The sequence below is a fragment of the Enterococcus sp. GPZ-007 genome, assembly GCF_059374735.1.
In genome coordinates this window covers 1-19,138 of sequence record NZ_JCAFYN010000015.1, presented here as the reverse complement: position 1 = coordinate 19,138, position 19,138 = coordinate 1, and the positions used below count along the sequence as shown (strand labels likewise).

The 19,138-nt window shown below is 40.8% G+C and carries 23 protein-coding genes; 15 read left to right on the top strand and 8 right to left on the bottom strand.

The window, feature by feature from the left end:
• Nucleotides 1-185 precede the first annotated feature (185 nt).
• The 8 genes from AC4J95_RS09590 to AC4J95_RS09555 all read left to right on the top strand — a co-directional run bounded on the left by AC4J95_RS09590 (nucleotide 186) and on the right by AC4J95_RS09555 (nucleotide 8,603).
• Complete coding sequence (locus AC4J95_RS09590) at nucleotides 186-554, top strand: hypothetical protein (protein ID WP_494549691.1); 369 nt, start codon at nucleotides 186-188, stop codon at nucleotides 552-554.
• A 43-nt stretch (nucleotides 555-597) separates the two neighbouring features.
• Nucleotides 598-1,026: a MarR family winged helix-turn-helix transcriptional regulator gene (locus AC4J95_RS09585; RefSeq protein ID WP_494549690.1), complete on the top strand. Its 429-nt coding sequence runs from the start codon at nucleotides 598-600 to the stop codon at nucleotides 1,024-1,026.
• A gap of 105 nt (nucleotides 1,027-1,131) precedes the next feature.
• Nucleotides 1,132-2,898 (top strand): ABC transporter ATP-binding protein, encoded by a 1,767-nt coding sequence (locus AC4J95_RS09580; RefSeq protein WP_494549689.1) that lies wholly within the window; start codon nucleotides 1,132-1,134, stop codon nucleotides 2,896-2,898.
• Nucleotides 2,891-4,675 carry an ABC transporter ATP-binding protein gene (locus AC4J95_RS09575; RefSeq protein WP_494549688.1) on the top strand — a complete coding sequence of 595 codons (1,785 nt, stop codon included), beginning with the start codon at nucleotides 2,891-2,893 and terminating at the stop codon, nucleotides 4,673-4,675. The genes AC4J95_RS09580 and AC4J95_RS09575 overlap by 8 nt, the downstream gene beginning before the upstream one ends.
• A gap of 342 nt (nucleotides 4,676-5,017) precedes the next feature.
• Nucleotides 5,018-6,523: a zinc ABC transporter substrate-binding protein AdcA gene (locus AC4J95_RS09570; protein WP_494549687.1), complete on the top strand. Its 1,506-nt coding sequence runs from the start codon at nucleotides 5,018-5,020 to the stop codon at nucleotides 6,521-6,523.
• Between the two features lie 18 nt (nucleotides 6,524-6,541).
• The gene (locus AC4J95_RS09565) at nucleotides 6,542-6,658 is read left to right on the top strand and encodes a putative metal homeostasis protein (RefSeq protein ID WP_494549686.1); all 117 of its coding nucleotides are present in this window, start codon (nucleotides 6,542-6,544) and stop codon (nucleotides 6,656-6,658) included.
• 134 nt (nucleotides 6,659-6,792) lie between these two features.
• On the top strand, nucleotides 6,793-7,833 hold the full coding sequence (locus AC4J95_RS09560; protein WP_494549685.1) for a YibE/F family protein: 1,041 nt from the start codon (nucleotides 6,793-6,795) through the stop codon (nucleotides 7,831-7,833).
• Nucleotides 7,833-8,603 (top strand): YibE/F family protein, encoded by a 771-nt coding sequence (locus AC4J95_RS09555; RefSeq protein ID WP_494549684.1) that lies wholly within the window; start codon nucleotides 7,833-7,835, stop codon nucleotides 8,601-8,603. Before AC4J95_RS09560 ends, AC4J95_RS09555 begins: the two co-directional genes overlap by 1 nt.
• Nucleotides 8,604-8,996: 393 nt before the next feature.
• Here the strand turns inward: AC4J95_RS09555 and AC4J95_RS09550 are convergent, their stop codons facing one another.
• Nucleotides 8,997-9,320, bottom strand: a complete 324-nt coding sequence (locus AC4J95_RS09550; RefSeq protein WP_494549744.1) for a DUF1905 domain-containing protein — start codon at nucleotides 9,318-9,320, stop codon at nucleotides 8,997-8,999.
• A 221-nt stretch (nucleotides 9,321-9,541) separates the two neighbouring features.
• Here AC4J95_RS09550 and AC4J95_RS09545 point away from each other — a divergent pair, with 221 nt between their 5' ends.
• From AC4J95_RS09545 to AC4J95_RS09530, 4 genes are all read left to right on the top strand, one after another.
• Nucleotides 9,542-10,099: a TetR/AcrR family transcriptional regulator gene (locus AC4J95_RS09545; RefSeq protein WP_494549683.1), complete on the top strand. Its 558-nt coding sequence runs from the start codon at nucleotides 9,542-9,544 to the stop codon at nucleotides 10,097-10,099.
• 11 nt (nucleotides 10,100-10,110) lie between these two features.
• Nucleotides 10,111-10,287, top strand: coding sequence for a hypothetical protein (locus tag AC4J95_RS09540; RefSeq protein ID WP_494549682.1), 177 nt, complete (start codon nucleotides 10,111-10,113; stop codon nucleotides 10,285-10,287).
• Nucleotides 10,288-10,406: 119 nt separating this feature from the next.
• Nucleotides 10,407-10,796, top strand: a complete 390-nt coding sequence (locus AC4J95_RS09535; RefSeq protein WP_494549681.1) for an RrF2 family transcriptional regulator — start codon at nucleotides 10,407-10,409, stop codon at nucleotides 10,794-10,796.
• A 94-nt stretch (nucleotides 10,797-10,890) separates the two neighbouring features.
• Nucleotides 10,891-11,484, top strand: a complete 594-nt coding sequence (locus AC4J95_RS09530; protein WP_494549680.1) for a class I SAM-dependent methyltransferase — start codon at nucleotides 10,891-10,893, stop codon at nucleotides 11,482-11,484.
• A gap of 35 nt (nucleotides 11,485-11,519) precedes the next feature.
• Here AC4J95_RS09530 and AC4J95_RS09525 read toward each other — a convergent pair whose 3' ends face one another.
• Both AC4J95_RS09525 and AC4J95_RS09520 read right to left on the bottom strand, forming a co-directional pair.
• Nucleotides 11,520-12,029, bottom strand: a complete 510-nt coding sequence (locus AC4J95_RS09525) for a TetR/AcrR family transcriptional regulator (RefSeq protein ID WP_494549679.1) — start codon at nucleotides 12,027-12,029, stop codon at nucleotides 11,520-11,522.
• A 333-nt stretch (nucleotides 12,030-12,362) separates the two neighbouring features.
• The gene (locus AC4J95_RS09520; protein WP_494549678.1) at nucleotides 12,363-13,202 is read right to left on the bottom strand and encodes an aldo/keto reductase; all 840 of its coding nucleotides are present in this window, start codon (nucleotides 13,200-13,202) and stop codon (nucleotides 12,363-12,365) included.
• Nucleotides 13,203-13,430: 228 nt separating this feature from the next.
• Between AC4J95_RS09520 and AC4J95_RS09515 the strand changes: the two genes are divergently transcribed.
• The 3 genes from AC4J95_RS09515 to AC4J95_RS09505 are packed head-to-tail and all read left to right on the top strand — an operon-like array spanning nucleotide 13,431 to nucleotide 15,055.
• Complete coding sequence (locus AC4J95_RS09515) at nucleotides 13,431-14,024, top strand: Crp/Fnr family transcriptional regulator (protein WP_494549677.1); 594 nt, start codon at nucleotides 13,431-13,433, stop codon at nucleotides 14,022-14,024.
• Nucleotides 14,025-14,041: 17 nt separating this feature from the next.
• Nucleotides 14,042-14,584 (top strand): YbhB/YbcL family Raf kinase inhibitor-like protein, encoded by a 543-nt coding sequence (locus AC4J95_RS09510; RefSeq protein ID WP_494549676.1) that lies wholly within the window; start codon nucleotides 14,042-14,044, stop codon nucleotides 14,582-14,584.
• Between the two features lie 57 nt (nucleotides 14,585-14,641).
• Nucleotides 14,642-15,055, top strand: coding sequence for an arginase family protein (locus AC4J95_RS09505; RefSeq protein ID WP_494549743.1), 414 nt, complete (start codon nucleotides 14,642-14,644; stop codon nucleotides 15,053-15,055).
• 31 nt (nucleotides 15,056-15,086) lie between these two features.
• Here AC4J95_RS09505 and AC4J95_RS09500 read toward each other — a convergent pair whose 3' ends face one another.
• From AC4J95_RS09500 to wecB, 5 genes are all read right to left on the bottom strand, one after another.
• Complete coding sequence (locus AC4J95_RS09500) at nucleotides 15,087-16,202, bottom strand: glycosyl hydrolase family 8 (protein ID WP_494549675.1); 1,116 nt, start codon at nucleotides 16,200-16,202, stop codon at nucleotides 15,087-15,089.
• An 11-nt stretch (nucleotides 16,203-16,213) separates the two neighbouring features.
• Nucleotides 16,214-17,527 carry a glycosyltransferase family 2 protein gene (locus tag AC4J95_RS09495; RefSeq protein WP_494549674.1) on the bottom strand — a complete coding sequence of 438 codons (1,314 nt, stop codon included), beginning with the start codon at nucleotides 17,525-17,527 and terminating at the stop codon, nucleotides 16,214-16,216.
• Entirely contained in the window at nucleotides 17,527-17,667 is a 141-nt protein-coding gene (locus AC4J95_RS09490) for a hypothetical protein (RefSeq protein WP_494549673.1), read from the bottom strand. Before AC4J95_RS09490 ends, AC4J95_RS09495 begins: the two co-directional genes overlap by 1 nt.
• 14 nt (nucleotides 17,668-17,681) lie before the next feature.
• Nucleotides 17,682-18,548 carry a diguanylate cyclase domain-containing protein gene (locus AC4J95_RS09485; RefSeq protein ID WP_494549672.1) on the bottom strand — a complete coding sequence of 289 codons (867 nt, stop codon included), beginning with the start codon at nucleotides 18,546-18,548 and terminating at the stop codon, nucleotides 17,682-17,684.
• Between the two features lie 13 nt (nucleotides 18,549-18,561).
• Nucleotides 18,562-19,138, bottom strand: a 577-nt coding sequence (wecB, locus tag AC4J95_RS09480) for a non-hydrolyzing UDP-N-acetylglucosamine 2-epimerase (protein ID WP_494549671.1), incomplete at its 5' end; no start/stop codon positions are given.

The following is a 19,138-nucleotide window of genomic DNA, read 5'->3' as shown; positions in this document are numbered from 1 at the left end:
TAAGAAGCACGCTCAAATCTTAGATTTGAGCGTGCTTCTTTATGTTAATAGTTTCGTTTGATTCTCGCATAGATAAAGGTACGAAAGGCCGAGAAATCTTTGATTTTTTGTTTCGTTAATCACTGTATTTTGGGCTATAATTTATTTGAGAAAAAGTCTTTGCGAAGAAAACAGGGGGGCTGGACATGCCGATTATGGGAATTATTGAAAAGGCAGGGGTAGATAGTGTACCGATAATGTTTGGGGCGCTAGGCTTAGTTGTTCTTTTAATTAGTGCGCAGGGATATACGGGCGGGATTGGTTTCCGCGGGATTGCTTTCTTGAAATATGGCAAGCGGATCTGGCAATTTTCCAATCGTTTATTTGGCGGACTGTTAGTGGGGATATCCTTACTGTTATATCTGTTGTTCAGACTGAGCGGTATTTCCGCTGGTAATAAAGTATTTATCGCTACAAGTGCGGTCCTGCTGTGTGCTCTGGTCAGCGATATTATTACGCTTTTCTTAAAGAGACGGCAAATGGTAATTACAGAGGTTGACAAAAAGAGAAAATGACTTTAAAATAGTTAGCATGATAACTAATTAAGGAGAGAAACTCATGAAAGAACCGGAAACAGTTGGTTTTGAGGTCAGAGAGTTATCACTGTTGATTGCTAGGTACGTTGAAAAGATGAGCCCTGATGCTCATATTAGAGGGCCTCAAGGCTTTGCTTTAGGGTATCTGGTAAACAATCGTGACAAAGAAATCTATCAAAAAGATCTGGAAGAGAGGCTATCTATTCGCAAACCTACCGCCAGCAAACTAGTTGACCGCATGATTAAGAATGGATTTTTAACGACTGCTCCATCTCAAAAGGATAGGCGGCTGAAGCAATTGATTGTAACAGAAAAAGCAATTCAAACAACGATCAAAATTGAGAAGCAGGTCGATGAAATTGAAAAAAAATTGAAACAAGGAATTTCAGATGAAGAATTGACACAATTTTTCGCGACGATGGAAAAGTTCAAACAGAATATCCAACTCTAATCTGGTCGATCAAACGATCAGATTTCAATTTCCTTTAATAGTTAGCATGCTAATTTAAAACCGAACTATCATTTGTTTATTTAAAACGAGTAAGGAGGCCCCCCTATGATACAACTAATCAAAAGAACCAATACGAAAGAACGGCTGCTGGTACTGGTAAGTGTTCTATTTATCGTCGGACAGGTCTGGATGGATTTGAAAGTACCAGACTATATGTCGCAAATCACGACACTGTTACAAACACCTAATACGGCTTTCAGCGAGATCTTAAAACCAGGTGGCTGGATGGTCTTACTATCGCTAATGAGCTTTGTCTTTTCATCAATCGTCGGTTTGTTCGCAGCCAAAATCGCTGCAAGTTTAACCTGTCGGCTGCGCCAAGACATGTTTGGCAAGGTGATGGACTATTCTACCCACGAGATTCAACAATTTTCGATTCCAAGTTTGACCACACGGACTACGAACGACTTAACACAAATTCAACAATTGGTCGCGATGGGATTGCAATTGTTGATTAAAGGACCCATCACAGCAGTTTGGGCAATCTTAAAAATCGCCGGCAAGAACTGGCAATGGACAACGACGACCGGTGTAGCAGTATTGATCTTATTAATCATGCTGTCGGTCATTTTAACGCTAGTGCAGCCAAGATTCCGAAAAGTACAACAATTGACGGACAAAGTAAATAGTATTACGCGAGAAAATTTAACAGGACTACGCGTGGTACGTGCTTATAATGCCGAAGACTATCAAGAAGAAAAATTCGAAGAGGCGAACCAAGAGTTAACATCGACCAACTTATTCGCAGGGCGCATGATGGCGTTTATGAGCCCCGGAATGAGCTTGATTTCCAGTGGATTAACTTTGGCTGTTTATTGGATTGGTGCTTATATGATTCAACAGGCAGCAGGCATGACGAAGCTCACACTGTTTAGTGATATGATCGTGTTTTCTTCTTATGCAATGCAGGTCGTGATGAGCTTTGTTTTAATGTCGATGATCTTTATGACCCTGCCACGGGCGACCGTTTCGGCAAAACGGATCAACGAAGTGCTGAATAAAGAAACCACCGTTGAATTTCCTGATGAGGGGGAGAAGGTTCAACCAGATATTAAAGGGACTGTGGAATTTGATCATGTGTCTTTCCGTTATCCGGATGCTTCTGAGCCGGTAATCCATGATATCAACTTTAAAGCGGAACAAGGTGATACAGTCGCTTTCATTGGTTCGACTGGGAGCGGGAAAAGTACCATTCTGAATTTGATCCCGCGTTTTTATGAAACCAGTGAAGGAACGATCTCGATTGATGGACAGCCGATCAACACTTATAGCCACGTGAATTTGAATGATATCGTTGGCTATATTCCGCAGAAGCCAGTATTGTTCAGCGGAACAATCCAATCAAATCTGGACTTTGGGATCAGTAGCAATGCTCCGCTGGATGAGGAAAAAATGGACGAAGCCTTGTCAATCGCACAAGCTAGTGAGTTTGTAAATGGAAAAGAAGACAAGCTAAATAGTCACGTTGCGCAAAACGGCAGCAACTTTTCAGGAGGACAAAAGCAACGTTTGGCAATTGCCCGTGTGATTGCCCGCAAGCCAGAGATTCTCTTGTTCGACGACTCCTTCTCAGCGTTAGACTATAAAACTGATAAAAAATTACGGGAAGTCTTAAACGAAAAATTAGCGAGCACAACAAAATTGATCGTCGCCCAACGGATCAGCACCATCATGGATGCCGATCAAATCATTGTTTTAGATGAAGGACACATCGTTGGACAGGGAACCCACGAAGAATTACTAGAGTCAAATGATGTTTATCAAGAAATTGCTTATTCACAGCTTTCAAAGGAGGAATTAGCACATGGATAATACCTTAGAAAATGTTCAAGCGCAGACAAAAGAACACCCATTAAGAGATAATGTACGTAAAGCATTGAATCAATATAAATGGCCCTTGCTTCTAGCGATCATATTTGCCACGATTGGTAGCGTTACTCAGATCGTTGGACCAAATCGCTTAAGTGAGATCACCGATTTGGTCACTGAGGGTTTAAGTGGTTCGATCAACCTCACACGAATCAGTCAGATTGGATTAAGTCTAGTCATTTTATATGTAATCGGAGCAATCCTCTCCTACTTTCAAGGCTTCATCGTAGCGACAGTTACTCAACGCTTCTCTAAACAAATGCGTCGTCAAATTTCGGAAAAAATCAACGCGGTTCCATTGAATTATTTTGATTCCCATAGTCAAGGAGATACTTTGAGTCGGGTGACGAATGACTTGGATACAGTGAGCCAATCGTTGAACCAAAGCTTGAGTTCATTGTTTCCCTCGATCACGTTGTTTATCGGATGTCTAGTGATGATGTTCCGCACGAATTTGTTGCTGACAATCACATCAGTCGTAGCTGTTTTATTAGGATTCATCCTCATGGCAGTCATCATGGCAAAGTCGCAAGTTCATTTTAACCAACAACAGGAAAAATTAGCCAAGATCAACGGCTTTGCTGAAGAAGCATATTCCGGTCAACAAGTTATCAACGCCTACAGCGCTACTGAAGATATGAAAAAAGAATTTTCAGACATCAATCAAGATTTTTACGGCAGTGTTTGGAAATCGCAGTTTCTCTCGGGAATCATGCAGCCGTTGATGGGTTTCATTGGAAACTTTGGTTATGTCGCTGTCTGCGTTGTTGGGGCTGTTTTAGCTTTAAGAGGCGATATAACATTAGGGGTTATTGTAGCCTTTACCGTGTATATTCGTTTATTCTCACAACCGTTATCTCAGTTAGCTCAAGCCTTTTCGAATTTGCAATCGGCAGGAGCTGCAATGAGTCGTGTGTTTGAATTTCTTGAAGAAGAAGAATTAGATGATGAGTCAGAAAAAAAACAAAAGCTGAGAAATCCAGAAGGAAATGTTCGTTTTGAAAATGTCAGCTTCGGCTACAATAAAGATCAGACGATCATCCATAATTTTAGTGTGGATGCTAAAGCAGGACAAAAGATCGCGATTGTCGGTCCAACTGGCGCCGGAAAAACCACGATCGTCAATCTGCTGATGCGATTTTACGAGACAAATCATGGAGAAATCGTCATTGATGGTGTTTCTACCAAAGATATGACCAGAGAAGAAGTTCATGATCAATTTTGTATGGTGCTGCAGGATACGTGGTTGTTTGAAGGAACGATCAAAGAAAATCTGATCTATAACCAGCAGCATGTCTCTGATGAAACAGTTATCGAAGCATGTAAAGCAGTCGGAATTGATCATTTTATTCGGACCTTGCCAAAAGGCTATGATACCTATCTGGATGATAGTGTCAGCTTATCAGTCGGTCAAAAACAATTAATGACGATTGCCCGTGCGATCATCAAGGATGCACCAATGCTGATTTTGGATGAAGCGACCAGCTCTGTTGATACACGAACAGAGGAACTGATCCAAGCTGCGATGGATAAGTTGATGAATAACCGGACCTCTTTTGTGATCGCTCACCGACTATCAACGATCCGCAACGCTGATTTAATCTTGGTCATGAATGAAGGAAATATCATCGAGCAAGGCGACCATGAAGAATTGATGGCACAAAAAGGTTTCTACGCGGATTTATATAATAGTCAGTTTGAGAAAGAACAATTGGCTTAGAAAAAAGCGACTAAAATCTACTGATTTTAGTCGCTTTTTTTTTCGTAGTGGATGGAGTAAAAAATGAAGGCACACTCACATGAATGGGATTTCATGTTATTTTATGTTGACACGCTTTTTTCCAAATGATGAAGTATCGTTGTTGAATCGTAACGATTACGCTTTGTATCCTGTAAATTGTAATGGAAATCAAGGAAATTTAAGGTTGAGAAATGGAGGAAGCTTTTTAAGGAATCTTACGATACGACAAAATAGTACTGCTCGAGAAAGAATCTACAGAGTCCACGTGTTTTTTATAATTGAGGATTAAAATAAAAAGTAACGGATAGAAAGAGGTTTGGAATGAAGAAGTTAGGATTTATCGTGATCAGTTTGTTAGCACTTATCGGGTTAACTGCCTGCAAGAGTAATCAAGCAGCGACAGGAGATAAAGAAAAAAAGTTGCAAATTGTCGCAACGTTTTATCCAGCGTATGATTTTACGAAAAATATTGTTGGAGAAGATGGCGATGTGACCTTATTAATGCCTGCAGGTTCGGAGCCCCATGATTATGAACCATCGGCAAAGGACATGGCGAAAATCACTGAAGCAGATGCATTTGTTTATCATAATGAGAACATGGAAACTTGGGTACCAAGTGCCCTTAAGTCTTGGCAGAAGGACAAACCTAGGATCGTGGAAGGCACAAGGGAAATGCTTCTATTGCCTGGCGGTGAGGAAGATCATGATCACAGTCATGAGGACGGACATCACCATGAACTTGATCCACATACTTGGTTTTCACTTTATCGAGCAATCCAAGAAGTGACTTCCATCAAAAATCAATTGATCAACTTGTATCCAGATAAAAAAGCCGAATTTGAAGCGAATGCAAAAAAATATGTAACAAAGCTTGAAGCCTTAGATAAAGAATATTCAGATGTGTTGAAAACGGCCAAACAGAAGAATTTCGTGACTCAACATACAGCCTTCAGTTATTTGGCTTTGGATTATGGCTTGAATCAAGTGGGAATCTCAGGAATCAATCCGGATCCTTCACGTATTGCTGAGTTGAAGCACTATGTTGAGGACAACGAAATCAACTATATCTATTTCGAGAACAATCACCAAGGAAAAGCGGCAAAAACGCTCGCAGATGAAACGAAGGTAAAACTGGAGGTCCTAAATCCATTAGAGAGCTTAACTCAAAAGCAAATGGATGCTGGTGAAAATTATGTGTCAGTGATGGAAAAAAATTTAGCGGCTTTAAAGAAAACAACAAGTGTTGCAGGAAAAGAAGTCAAGCCTGAAGAAGAATCTCAGCAAGAAGAAACGATTTATAACGGCTATTTCAAAGATTCACAGGTGAAGGACCGTAAACTATCCGATTATGCTGGGGATTGGCAATCGGTCTATCCTTTATTGAAGGACGGTACATTGGATCAAGTGTTTGATTACAAAGCGAAGCGAAACAAGGACAAGACGGCAGACGAATATAAGAGCTATTATGAAACAGGCTACCAGACAGATGTTGATGAAATCAAGATCACCGATAATCAAATAGATTTCATCGTTGACGGGAAGCATCACAACTATACGTATGAATATGCTGGATCCGAGATCCTAACCTATGAAAAAGGAAATCGTGGTGTCCGCTTTACCTTTGAAACTAAAGATCCGGATGCAGGGAACTACAAATATGTTCAGTTCAGCGATCACGGAATTGCACCAGCCAAAGCCGCACATTTCCATATTTACTTTGGTGGTGAAAGTCAGAAAGCGTTGTTTGCTGAGCTAGAGAATTGGCCAACTTTTTATCCAGTAAAAATGAGCGGTCATGAAATCGCGCAGGAAATGCTGGCACATTAAATAAAAGAGGGGAAATCAATGGAAAAAACCGACTTGGCAAGTGCGTATCGCCGTTTAAAAAGTCCCAATATTAAGACCCGCAAACGCGCGTTAAAAATCATTAAAGAGGCAAAACGTAATCAATTGAAGAAATAGTGAGCCTATCTCCTGATCAGAAAGCCGGTCGGGAGATTTTTCCTTTAATTTTTTTAAGTATCAACTATAGGTGCACCTAACTTTATTGCTGGATGGTAGAATAAGTGAAAGATGAATTTTGAGGGAGGTCTTCTATGAAGAAAATTCTCATGTATAGTTTTGCTTTGTTGGCTATTCTCTTGCTAGGTTTTTTGATCCAAGCAAAGAGCAGTGCTCTTTATTCAGAACCGGTGATGCGAGTAGAAAAAGCAGAAGCGGATGCCGCAACGCAGACGCAAAAAGTAACGGGGAAGCTGCTGAATCAAAGCGGCAGCGTCACCCTAGAAACCACCTATTATGAAAATGAAAGTGTCTCCCCGCTATATCGCACAGGAGATCAGCTGATTCTGCAAAAAACGAGGAATACTTGGCGAGTACAGGCGTTAAAACGAGATGGCTATGTCTTTATTTTGCTGGGCTTGTTTATTTTTGTGATGCTGTCCATTAGCGGGAAAAAGGGGCTTCGCGCGCTGCTAGGCTTGGTATTGAATAGCACCTTGTTGCTTTTGTTTTTATGGATCAACCAGCAAAACGGCCGTTTGTCTCTCCTGTTTTTGATGAGTATCTATACAATCATTGCGGTATTTTTTGCGATGGGTACCTCTTATGGTTTTAAAAAGCTGGATATTCGAAAAATCTTTGGTACCTTAGTCAGTGTCTTTCTCGCGTTTACTGTCTGTGTCGTTGCGATGAATTTTCTGAAAGATGAAGGCCTGCGGTATGAAGAAATGCAGTTTATCACGCGCCCTTACCGTTCCGTCTTTTTAGCCGGGCTGCTGATCGGCGCGATCGGTGCAAGTATGGACAATGTAGTGACGATCATTTCAGCACTGGATGAGATTCGCGCACAAAACCAGCAGCTTCCGTTGAAAAAACTCATGCAATCAGGACGAGAAATTGCCCAAGATACTGCTTCGTCAATGATCAATGTCTTAATGTTCGCTTATCTTAGCGGGGCCATTCCCTCCTTTGTATTTTACATGGCGAATGGCTGGATTTTTTCTGAGGTGATCGGTATGCACTTGTCATTAGAGATTTTACGAACCTTGTGTGGCGGCTTCGCGATCGTGTTGTCTGTTCCAGCCGCCTTGTTTGCCTTCAGTATGGCTGAAAAAATGAGCAGGAGGCGATTGTGATGAGTGTCTTGATTTTTCTTACCTTGATTTTGATGGGATTGGTGCTGCTGATCTTCAAGAAAAGTTCAATCTACATGATCACTGGGACGTTTGCTAATTTTTGTTTGTTTATCCTGCTGTTGTATTTATTGAGTCAAGGCTTTCCAGTATATCCAGTAACCTTATTGATTTTTCTAGCTGTAACGATCGTGACATTGTTTTATATCAATGATGTGAATCAAAAAACGAAAGCCGCTTTTCTCTGTATCTTGTTTTTCTTGGTCGTATTTACAGCGGTCACGTTGCCGATCATTCACGTAGTTAGAGTACAGGGCTTTGCTTTGGAGGAACTAGATGAATTACAGATGATGGACCTTTCTGTCTCTGTTCCTTTTTCCGCATTGAATCTCTCGATCATCTTGATGAGCTTCTCGGGAGCCGTGATCGACAGCAGCATCGCTGTCAGCAGTTCGGCCTATGAAATTTATCGTCGCTTGGAGAAGCTGACATTCAAGGAGCTAGTTCAATCCAGTATGACGGTAGTTCATGAAATACTGAGTTCTACGATCAACACCTTGCTTTTTGCTTTTATGGGTTCAAGTTTAGCGTTGATTATTTGGTTTCAAGATTTGAACTATTCGTTTCTTGAAATTATCAACTCCAAAGCTTTTGTAGGGGAGTTGCTGACGAGTTTGTTGACGGGAATGGCTGCAGTAATCATCTTGCCGCTTACTTCTCTCGTGTCCAGTTATGTTTTGTTTAATCAGTATTTTCGTTCACAGCAAGAGTGATGAAAAAAGGAAAACGTGTATGAATAAGAATGAAATACAACCACAAAGTCGAGCAACCATAGGCTATCATTGATCGTCTATGGTTGTTCGTTTTTATTTTTATTCAATAGTCATCAATTATCTCCAAATACCCAATAATTCTGCTGCGATCATAGTCTGTAAGTATGTCCGTAGCCGGGTCATAGAATAATTTGTCGAAGTAAAGCAGTAAATGACTCTTGATCGTATGATCCGTTTTTACGTTAAGTAAGCATAAATTCGGTAGCTAAGCGAAATGTTCTTTTTTACAGCTCATTTTTTCTGCATGCTTCAACCCAAAGGAATCTAGGGTTTCCACCATTTTACTTAAGGACACCTGCTATTTTTTTGCTTTCATAATAGTTACTATTTCCTCTAGCGGCAAGTCGGTGAGCATTGTGAAGCTTGTCCGGATAGGCCATCGTCAAGCTGCAAAACAAGATTGATCGAATCGATCGTCCGAAGTGGAGTGGAGTATGGACTATCATGATTGATTCTCGATAATTGATTGAGAATGCTAAAGGTAGTCGAATAGCTGCTTTTTTCTGGGAGCTGTGTCAAATATTTTTTAGTTAATAGAATATAGTACCGCCCTTGTCCTTTAGGGATTAATTTACACTCAAAGGAAATTTGCTCAATCGTAACTTCCACAGGAATATTGCTTTTCTGCTGACAGACTTCCCATACGTTAAAAGGAATTTCAATAAAAGGTCGATTGCCCTCTTGAGTGCACTTTCCTTCAAACTCATACCGTATAGTATCCCTCCATCACAATTTTTTTTATAAGCAAATGATAGCTGATGCCATCTGACTTGGCTAGTTCATTATAGAAATACTGAAGCGGTGGCTATTGACAATTCTCCATATTTTGATAAAATTAATCATGTATTAAACACGTTTAGTTAAAGTGAGGGATGTAGATGAATGAAGAAAATGTCAAGGAGCGGCTGATTCAAGCAACGGTGGATTTATTGCAGAAGGAAAACGGGGCCAAAAAAATTACCGCTAGAAAAATCGCGGAGACAGCAGAGGCCAATCTGGCGATGATCAATTATTATTTCAAATCCAAAGATGAGCTGGTAAGTATCGCTGTGAACCAATTGATCGAAAAAAGTGGACAAAAGCAAGAAAAACAACAGGAATCGAATGATCCTACAGAAAAGCTGATCGCCTTTTTAATCGCTACCGCAGATAGTACTTGTGAGTATGCAGAATTAACCCGACCAACAATCCCATACTTACTCTTGGAAGGAGAACTTGATTTACCTTATCAGATTTTGCCGATGGTAAAGGACTGTTTCAACAATCAAAAGGCTGAAGTGGAGTGTCGTGTGATTGCTTATCAATTGGTTTCGTTTCTGCAACTAGCGTTCTATCGAGGGAAGGATTTTGAACGCTATTCTTCAATCGATGTGATGGATAAGGACCAACGCCACCAGCTTTGTCGAATGCTTGTCGAGAACGCAGTTAAAGGATAGGAGGGAGTTCAATGAGAATTTTAGGGATTTTTACCTTGGTTATGTTGGCTTGCACCTTGCTTTGTGGACTTTGGATGAAATTTGGGCCGGGCGAAAAGGATGCGGGGTTTCATGGAATGTTGTCCGTTGCTACTGTGATTTTGTCGATGGTGACGATCGTTGTATTTATGTTGAAGCTGCTAAAGTAATCACCGGAAGCGATCAGAGTCGAAAAGATTTTGATCGTTTTTTTGAAGACAGATTGACAAATAGCTTTTATGTGTATATTATAGATAAATAATATCTTTAATTGGAAAGGAGGATATTCATGAAGTTTACCAAAGCAGCGAATATGGGTTTGCATGTCATGGTCTATTTTGCGCAAAAGGATCAATCGGATAATAATTTGAGCATTCACGATGTTGCCAATAAATTTGAGGTTTCACCATCCTATTTATCCAAAATTTTGACTCAGTTGGCAAAAGCGAATCTGGTCTCATCGGTTTCAGGAGTAAAAGGCGGCTATCGGTTAAAAATGAGTCCTGCGGAAATCTCTTTTTTAGATGTTATCCATGCGATCGATGGTTTTCCTGATGAAGTCAGTTGTTTGGCGAATAATCAGCATAGTTGCCCCATCAGTCAGATCATCAATGAAGGCGAAGCTAAGATGTGGGAGTATTTTGCTTCGGTGAAGCTTAGTCAGCTGTCTGCGCTTTAAAATGAAGCCCGCTCTTCATTTTTAGATTAATCAGCGACATAAAATATCTTTAATATAAATACAATAATTAAAACAAAAGAAAAGGATGAGTAGAATGTCACATCACATACATGAGAACCACAACTTAGAAAACGAAGAGAATTTCAAACGAATGGTCGCGGTCTTAGACGGAGAAGAACGCAGGCAGCAATTATCTGCCGAAGCGATTATCAGCTATTTACCGGATTTAATGGGGCAAACAATTTTTGACGGTGGGGCGGGGACTGGCTATTTAACCTTGCCGCTGGCTAAGCAAGCAGAGCGAGTGATCGCATTTGATCAATCACAAAAAATGCTGGATTTGATCCAAGAAAGAGCGACGAAGGAGCAGCTGACAAATATCACCAACATGACCGGCGATATCAAAGCGATTGATTTGCCTGACAGCTCAGTGGATATTGCCATCGTTTCAGTGATGATCCATGAGGTTCACCCGTTTGAAGCAGCATTGAAAGAATTGGCACGCATCATTAAGCCCGACGGACAACTTGTGATCGTAGAATTTGAATCAGAAACGACTCATGCCAATGGTGGTCATCGGATCCCGTCGCATGCGATGAAGGCAAGTTTGGAAAAACTGAAGCTGCCGATTATTCAGCAAACCACGCCAGCCGAAGGAATGTACCTGTTTGTTGTAGGGAAAAAATAAGCAAAAAAGTGTTCAGAAAATTATCTGAGCACTTTTTAGTGACTTAAAAAGTCTGAACAAATCTTAGCCAGTTCGGTGGGTGTTTCTCTTGCGCCGTTCTCTACCCAAGTATAGAGGATCGACCAGAAGATCCCCGTCGTGAAGGCCTTGGCATATTTTGCAACATTTGGACTAAGTTTGTCTTGTCTGATATACGCAGCATTCAGTTTCGGGACATGGTTTTGATATTGTCGAAAAACATAGAACATCAGGTCATTTTTATAGAGGAGTTTCAATTGCTTGCTGTATTTACGCCAAAACGCAAAGTGGTAATAAATCAACGTCTCATAGTCTGAAGCGAAATAATTTTTTTCGAAGGCGGCATATTCCATAAATAGCAATTCAACACTGCGTTCAAGGACTTCTTTCTTGTTTTTGAAATAGCGATAGAATGTCTTGCGTCCAATGTCTGCTTCTTGGGCGATTTGCGTAACGGTGATCAATGAAAAGTCATCGACTTTCATCGCCTCAAACAAACCCGTGATAATCTCAGCTTCTTTTCCCATAATACCCTCCCTGACAGACTATTAGTAAATCTGTTTTATTTGTTTGAAACAGCAAGGCTGCTCTCTTAAACTATACTTTCATGACACATGTGTGTCAATGAAGGAGCAGAAAATGATTTATGGAGAATCGTATATCATTAACGGCATCAGACAGTATATCCAGATAATCCTGCCAAGATTAATCAAAAAAGTCATGATGCCTAAGTTCTATATTTGCATGAAAAAGCCGCTCATTTTCCTCAGTGGACAAGAGCGGCTAAGTTTAATCAAGTGGTGAATAGTATAGTGATTCCTAGAGGGAATGCAGGAACTTAACTGGAAGTTTAGACCAAGCTAAAAATCAAATTCGTCTGGATTTGGTCCGACACGCAACGATTCATTTAATTGGTTCAAGCGAGCCATGTCGGTGGGGTTCAGTTCAAAATTGAAAACATCTGCATTGCTTTTCATCCGTTGTTCATGGACCGATTTGACAACCAGTAAGATCTCTTGCTGAATATCCCAGCGCAGGATGACTTGTGCTGGTGTTTTTTGATGTTTTTCAGCGATGTCTTTCACAACAGGATCAGCTAATAGTTTTCCCTGCATCAAAGGTGACCAAGCTTGGACTTTGATATCATGCTTTTCACAGAAGTCGCGGAGTGCTTGCTGTGCTAATTTTGGATGCAATTCTACTTGATTGACCACAGGAGTGACTTTTGCAAAAGCTAATAATTCTTCTAAATGATGGATCTCGAAATTGCTGACGCCAATGGCTTTGATTTTTCCGGCTGAATATAGTTCTTCCAAAGCTTGCCAAGATTCCTTGAAGGCAGCTTGGCCGGGCCAATGAATCAGGTATAGATCCAAATAATCTAGTTCTAAACGTTTTAGCGTTTCTTCGAAGGCCGTAATCGTTTCCTCATAAGTGAGATGATTGTTCCAGACTTTTGATGTAACGAATAGATCTTCTCGTTTGAGATTTGTCGCCGCCAACCCTTCTTTGATACCGATCCCTGTGCCAACTTCATTTCCGTAAATTTGAGCGGTATCGATCAAACGATAGCCATTAATAATCCCATTTTTAACCACTTCCGCAGTATCCTCATCAGGTATTTGAAAGACACCTAAACCTAGTCCGGGAATTGCCACCCCGTTGTTAAATCGTACTTTATCTGTTAATGAATGAATCATTTAAAAGCCCCCTTATAATTTCCTGAGCTTAGTATATGGGGTGAGTTTAAAAATGTATAGTACGTACTTTTAAGTGCCATTGATACCAAAAGGTAACTTTTGGGGAATAGTGGGGCAAAGACTTAAAAAATAATTATTAAGAAAATAGTACCTTCAATTATCCTATGTTAATGACAGGGCTTTCCTCCTTCGCTACAATTAAATAAAAAAGAGTAGAAGGAGCAGGCGATGCAGGATATTGAACAAGCAATCCGGAGATTAGTCAAACGCTATGCCAAGGTGACAATCAGTGAAGAGGTTCTTGGAAGATTAATAGAATTGGGGAGCTTTACCGAATTTCCCGCTAGAGATTTGATTGTTGCGGCAGGAGACAATCAAAGCAAGCTCTATTTGCTCGTGGATGGATTGATTCGAAAGTATTATTTGGATTATCAAGGCAATGATCTGACACACCAATTTCTTGAAGCAGGTCAAGTCTTCAGTACGCAGCATGTTGTATTTAGCGGACAGGTTATGTGTAATTTTGAAGCGGTGGAGCCTTGTAAGTTAGTTTGTTTCGATTATGAGCGGGTTCAAAAGCTGATGCTGGATGATCCCTCATTAACAAAAATCTATATCGGCATCCTTGAAGAGACCTTGCGCATTAAATTGGTGCGGGAGACAGCGCTGCTGGCAGAAACGGCAACGGAGCGCTATGTGAAATTGAAGAACGAGATTCCGGACATTGATCGGCGGGTCAGTCATGGCCACATTGCTTCGTATATCGGGGTCACGCCTGTTTCCTTGAGCCGCATCCGACGAACGATGAGAGAGGAAAACTGATGAAGAGGAGAGGGAAAATGGTTGTTGGAATTGTCTTGGTAGTTGTGATCATTCTGGTAGTTACGCGGCAAAAAGATATCGTGATTGAAAATGTTTCTAAATTGACAGTCACCAGTTCTGCCTTCGCTGCTGGCGGCATGATCCCTGAAGAATATTCAGGGAATGGGAAAGATATCTCACCGGAGCTGCAGCTATCCAGACTGGATAAAGCTGTAGTTTCCTTGGCGGTGATCATGGATGATATTGATCATCCCCTAGTCGGTGTTTACAATCATTGGTTAATTTGGAATTTGCCGGCAACTGAGAATATCCCTGCAGAAATACCAGAAGGTGAGCAGGTAGCTCAATTAAATAATGCTGTTCAAGGAATAGGCTACGGTAGACATCGCTATCGCGGACCAAAGCCGCCCTTCGGCAGTCATCGCTATAAATACCATGTTTTTGTTTTGGATAAAAAGCTAGATTTGCCCGTCTCAGCTAAGAAAAAAGATCTTTTAGCAGCAATGGAAGGGCATATGCTGCAGTATGGTTATCTGGTGGGGGAATATGCGGCTAAATAAATCAACGTTGCATCAGCCACGGGCTAAAATGCCGGCGACCCCGTATTAGCAGAGAAGATCCAGCATCCATTTAAAGCAAAAGATGTTTTGTATGTTGGGCTGCAGGAACCAACTGCGGAAGAAAAAGTGATTCTAGAGAGACTAGGAATAGAATATCAAGTTCAAGATCAAGCCCGAATCACACCAGAAGAAATAAAAGCATGGTTAAATCAGCATCAGTTTACTAAGGTAGTCGTTCACTTTGACCTAGATGTATTAGACCCGAATGAATTTCGCATCCTGTATTTTTCAGAGCCAGGAGTCACAGATTACTCTGCTGCAGCTGGTAAAATGTCCTTATCAGAAGTGAAAGAAACGATGCAGGCTATCTCAGAACAAAGTGATGTCGTTGGGCTGACGATTTGGGAATTGTTGCCTTGGGATGTTCAAAATTTGAAAAACCTTTTATACGACGTTGATATTTTTCGTTAAAAAAGGCAGGAAGAGACGACTCTTCCTGTCTTTATTTGTTCATCTGCATGGTTATCAAGGTTGTCAATGTATCACCATAGTAGTCATTTTCTGATAATCCGTCGTTCACTACCCATGCTTGCGAATTTACTAGATTTCCATAGGCTTCCTTCTGTTTTGCGGCAAATAGAATAGGAGCCGAGAAGTTTTTAGATTTACTTGAAGATAATGATTTTCCTGAGAGTGTATAGCCCTCAGTGATCGTGTTTTCTTCTAAGAAAAAGTTCATCATTTTACTTAATACCTGATTGACAGCTTTGTCATTTGAGCTTGCAAGGCGCCAAGGAATTCGGCAAGCATTGGCACCGTAATTGCCATCATTGGCATCTGCGACCTGATTCTTTTTCGCAGGTGTGACCGTGCCGTTTTCCACCCAAGCAAAATCGGGAATCAATCCAGTTTCATGTTGAGCGCTTAAAGCTTCCAATACTTTTACCGAGCTTATTTTAAGTGTTCGCCAGAAATCATCACCGCTGAACGATGCAAAGGTATCAAAATAACTGGGAATGATATCTGATGGACGAATCAATGCGTAAGAGTCAGACTCTTTCGTTGCCCAATTACCGACGGTTAACAGCTTGGTGGTTGAATTGTAGTTTTCTGTTTTAATGCCTAAAAGCAGCTTCTGCGCGGCACCTTTGTAGTCAGTCTGACTATTGGGCCATTGTTTGCTTGCTTGAATTAAAGCATAAGCAATATCTAAATCACCATCTGTCGCATTGGTTGTTTCTTTTTCTATTTGTTTGTTTGCTTCGTATTTTTGCCGCCAGCTCATTAGCGGATTTTCTTTATTGATCCGAAAATTATCGTAATACTGGTAAAAACCTTTGAAATCTTTTTCAGAGGCCCATCCTCGTTTTACGGCCTCCATAGTGATCAGCATCCCATATCCATGCCCTTCAGACAATGAAATATCGATTTTTTCTCTAGGATTTGTTTTGATGAAAGTCCCTACAGAGCTTTCCTTCACGTAAGTAGACCGCCATTGCTGATAGATTGTTTTCTCCATTTTTTTCTGATTATCATTTATATTGAAAAGCACTGTGGCGATATAGCCTAAAAAAAGTAATGCCAGCAGTGACCACATAATTGCCGGACGTCTGCGCATAAATTTGCCTCCTAGTTGTCGAAACGTTGTGTTTTATACCATTTACTGCTATCCCGCCGAAGCACTTTATCCCCTATATAGGAAAAGAAGGCGACGATTGAAATACCTATGAATAATAAAGAATAGGTAAAATAGGATGCAATGGCATAAAAGAAATTCGCAGTGGTTGCTTGTCCAAATTGACTAGACAAGGCTAGTTGGATCTGCAATAAGTAGATCGCAAACATTAAAGCCCAGTTCACCAGCAGAAGAGCACCAATTTGTCGATTGCTCCCGCCAAAGGTGAAAATTATTTCAATCGAAGGAAACCAATTATGCAAAATCATTACGATCAAGTTAGCAATAAACATGATATTGGATAAAATAATCGCACTGGTGAACCAGAAGAACGTATTGAAATAATAAATACTCTGCAGGCGAATCCGCCAGTTGGAGCCGCTGAAAATATCTTTGACATTATTGATGATAACTTCGTAGTTTCCTTTAGCCCAACGTTTCCGCTGACGGTAGTAAACCGATAAGGTCTCAGGTTCTTGTTGAAAAGCTTCAGCACGAGAGGCTAGGGCGATTAATTTGCCAAGCTTCATAATTCTAAAGCTTAATGCAGTATCTTCAGTCAATGCACCATTATCCCATCCGCCTAATTCTCGAATCATCTCTGTTTGGATAATAAAATTGGTGCCGGGAATTTGTCCAATTTTAAACAATTGCCATAAACCGGTGTGGATGATTCGTTGGCTGGTGACAATCTCTAAATTGATACAGCGTGTCAAAAAGTTCCGCTTATAATTTCTCGTCTTATTTCTGCCAAAGACCGCACCATAACGCTCAGGGTCCTCCAAGGCTTTCTCCACTAAAAAGTGTAGCGCATTTTGTTCAGGCATTGCGTCCGCATCATACACGCAGAGATACTCTCCATGAGCGATCTCTAGCGCATCATTTAATACCCCGGCTTTTCCTCCAGATCCTTTGCGATCAATAACTTTAGTCAAATAATAGCCTTCGTACTCTGGCTGTTGAAGGATCGTGTGGACACGCGCATAAGTATCGTCATCACAATTATCCGCGAAAACTAGAATCTCCATTTTTTCTCGCGGGTAATTCATTTTTAAAATAACTTTCACCGTATCTTGGATAACGATCTCTTCATTGTGCGCCGGAACCACGATTGTGATAAGCGGATAAGAGCTGAGCGGCTCCAAACGATTTTTTGGAGGTCGAATGTTTTTCAGCAAAAAGTACACTGCACCAAATAGAATGACTAAGGTAATTAGTAAAGAAAACCAGATTGAGATGATCCCAAACATTAATAGAATTGTGCTCATCAGTAATCTCGCCTCCTAAAGTAACGCCAAATCCGGTCCTTAATAATCAATAAGCAGAGAAATAAGACCACAGCCGCGACAAAAAATATACCTGTGATGATTTTACTTGCTTCAAAGAAGTAAATGAGTAGCTGATCCATGCGTATTTCCCTCCCTATAATATATATTCATCGGTCAAATCAGCTTCGGAACGTCGTCTAACACGACTGATTACTTGCTCTGCGGTCATTTCGGTATTTCCTTCGATGACAATCTCTCCAAAACGAATGACTGTGTTTTGTGATCGTTCAAAGTTTTTGAATGGAAACAGTGAAAATTGTGTCTTGGTTATTCTGTTCATTTTTTGGATAAATTCAAGACTATCTCCCGATTGATATACAGGCGACATAACGACAAAGGTTCCATTACCTAGGTAAAACTGATCTTCTTCTGGCAACCGAATATCACTCAATTCTTGTGCCAGTGCCTGCAGTAATTGATCGGTGGCCTGAACATTTTGATATTTCAGTTGTTCAATGTAATCGACTGTATAGAAGGAAACGACAATCCCGCGATCGGTTCGGGTATACAAATTCATCGCACACTTAAACTTTTCGAAGCGGGATTCGAATTCTCCTTTATTATATAAGCCGGTGGTTTCGTCTAAAGTAGTCAGATAGTGCCGCATTCTCGGCTGGAAAGTATTGGTCCGTTGATTGAATAGCACACTATTTTTTGCGATTAGTCCTAAAACAGCAAAGAGCGGAATGACAATAATCAAGTAAATTTTTTCCAGTCTAGGCATGATGATAGGCGTGTAATACAGAAGAAAAGTTCCTGTAGACATCACCATCATGGAAAATAGAGCGACCATAATAGTATTGCCTAAAAAGCCTACAAGCAGTCCCAAAAAGGCTAGAAGCGAAATACTCAATACTGGAACAAAACCAAAACGATCATCTAAAATTAAATTTTGAATGAGGAAGACGGCGGCTAGTATGATCGACATCCACTCAATACGAATTCGTTGAAAATATTTCATATCGTTATTCTCCTTAGTGGCTAAAGTCTTCAGGGCGATCCGCTAATTGGAAATAATGAGCGATCGCTTCTGTAATTCTTGCACTGGCTTTCCCATCACCGTAGGGGTTGCTAGCTTTTGACATGTCTTCATAGGCAGCTGAATTCTCAAACAGTTCTTTGATAGTGGTATAAACGGCTTGAGTATCTGTTCCAACCAAGCGCAATGTACCGGCTGCAACGCCTTCCGGCCGTTCCGTTTGATCACGCAGAACCAATACTGGCACACCTAAGGAAGGAGCCTCCTCCTGAACACCGCCAGAATCAGTTAAGATTAAATAGCTTTGTTTGGCATAGTTATGGAAATCAATCACATCCAAGGGTTCGATTAACGAGACATTCTCTAGATTGCCTAGAGTCTCGCTAGCAACCTCCCGGACCGCAGGATTTTTGTGCATCGGAAAAATGAATTGGGTATCTGGATAATCATTGGCCGCTTTGTGAATAGCATTAAAAACGGAATGCATCGGTTCACCCAAATTTTCACGACGGTGCATTGTGATTAAGACGATGCGCTTTTGATTTTTCGAAATTTCAGCTGGAATTTCGTAA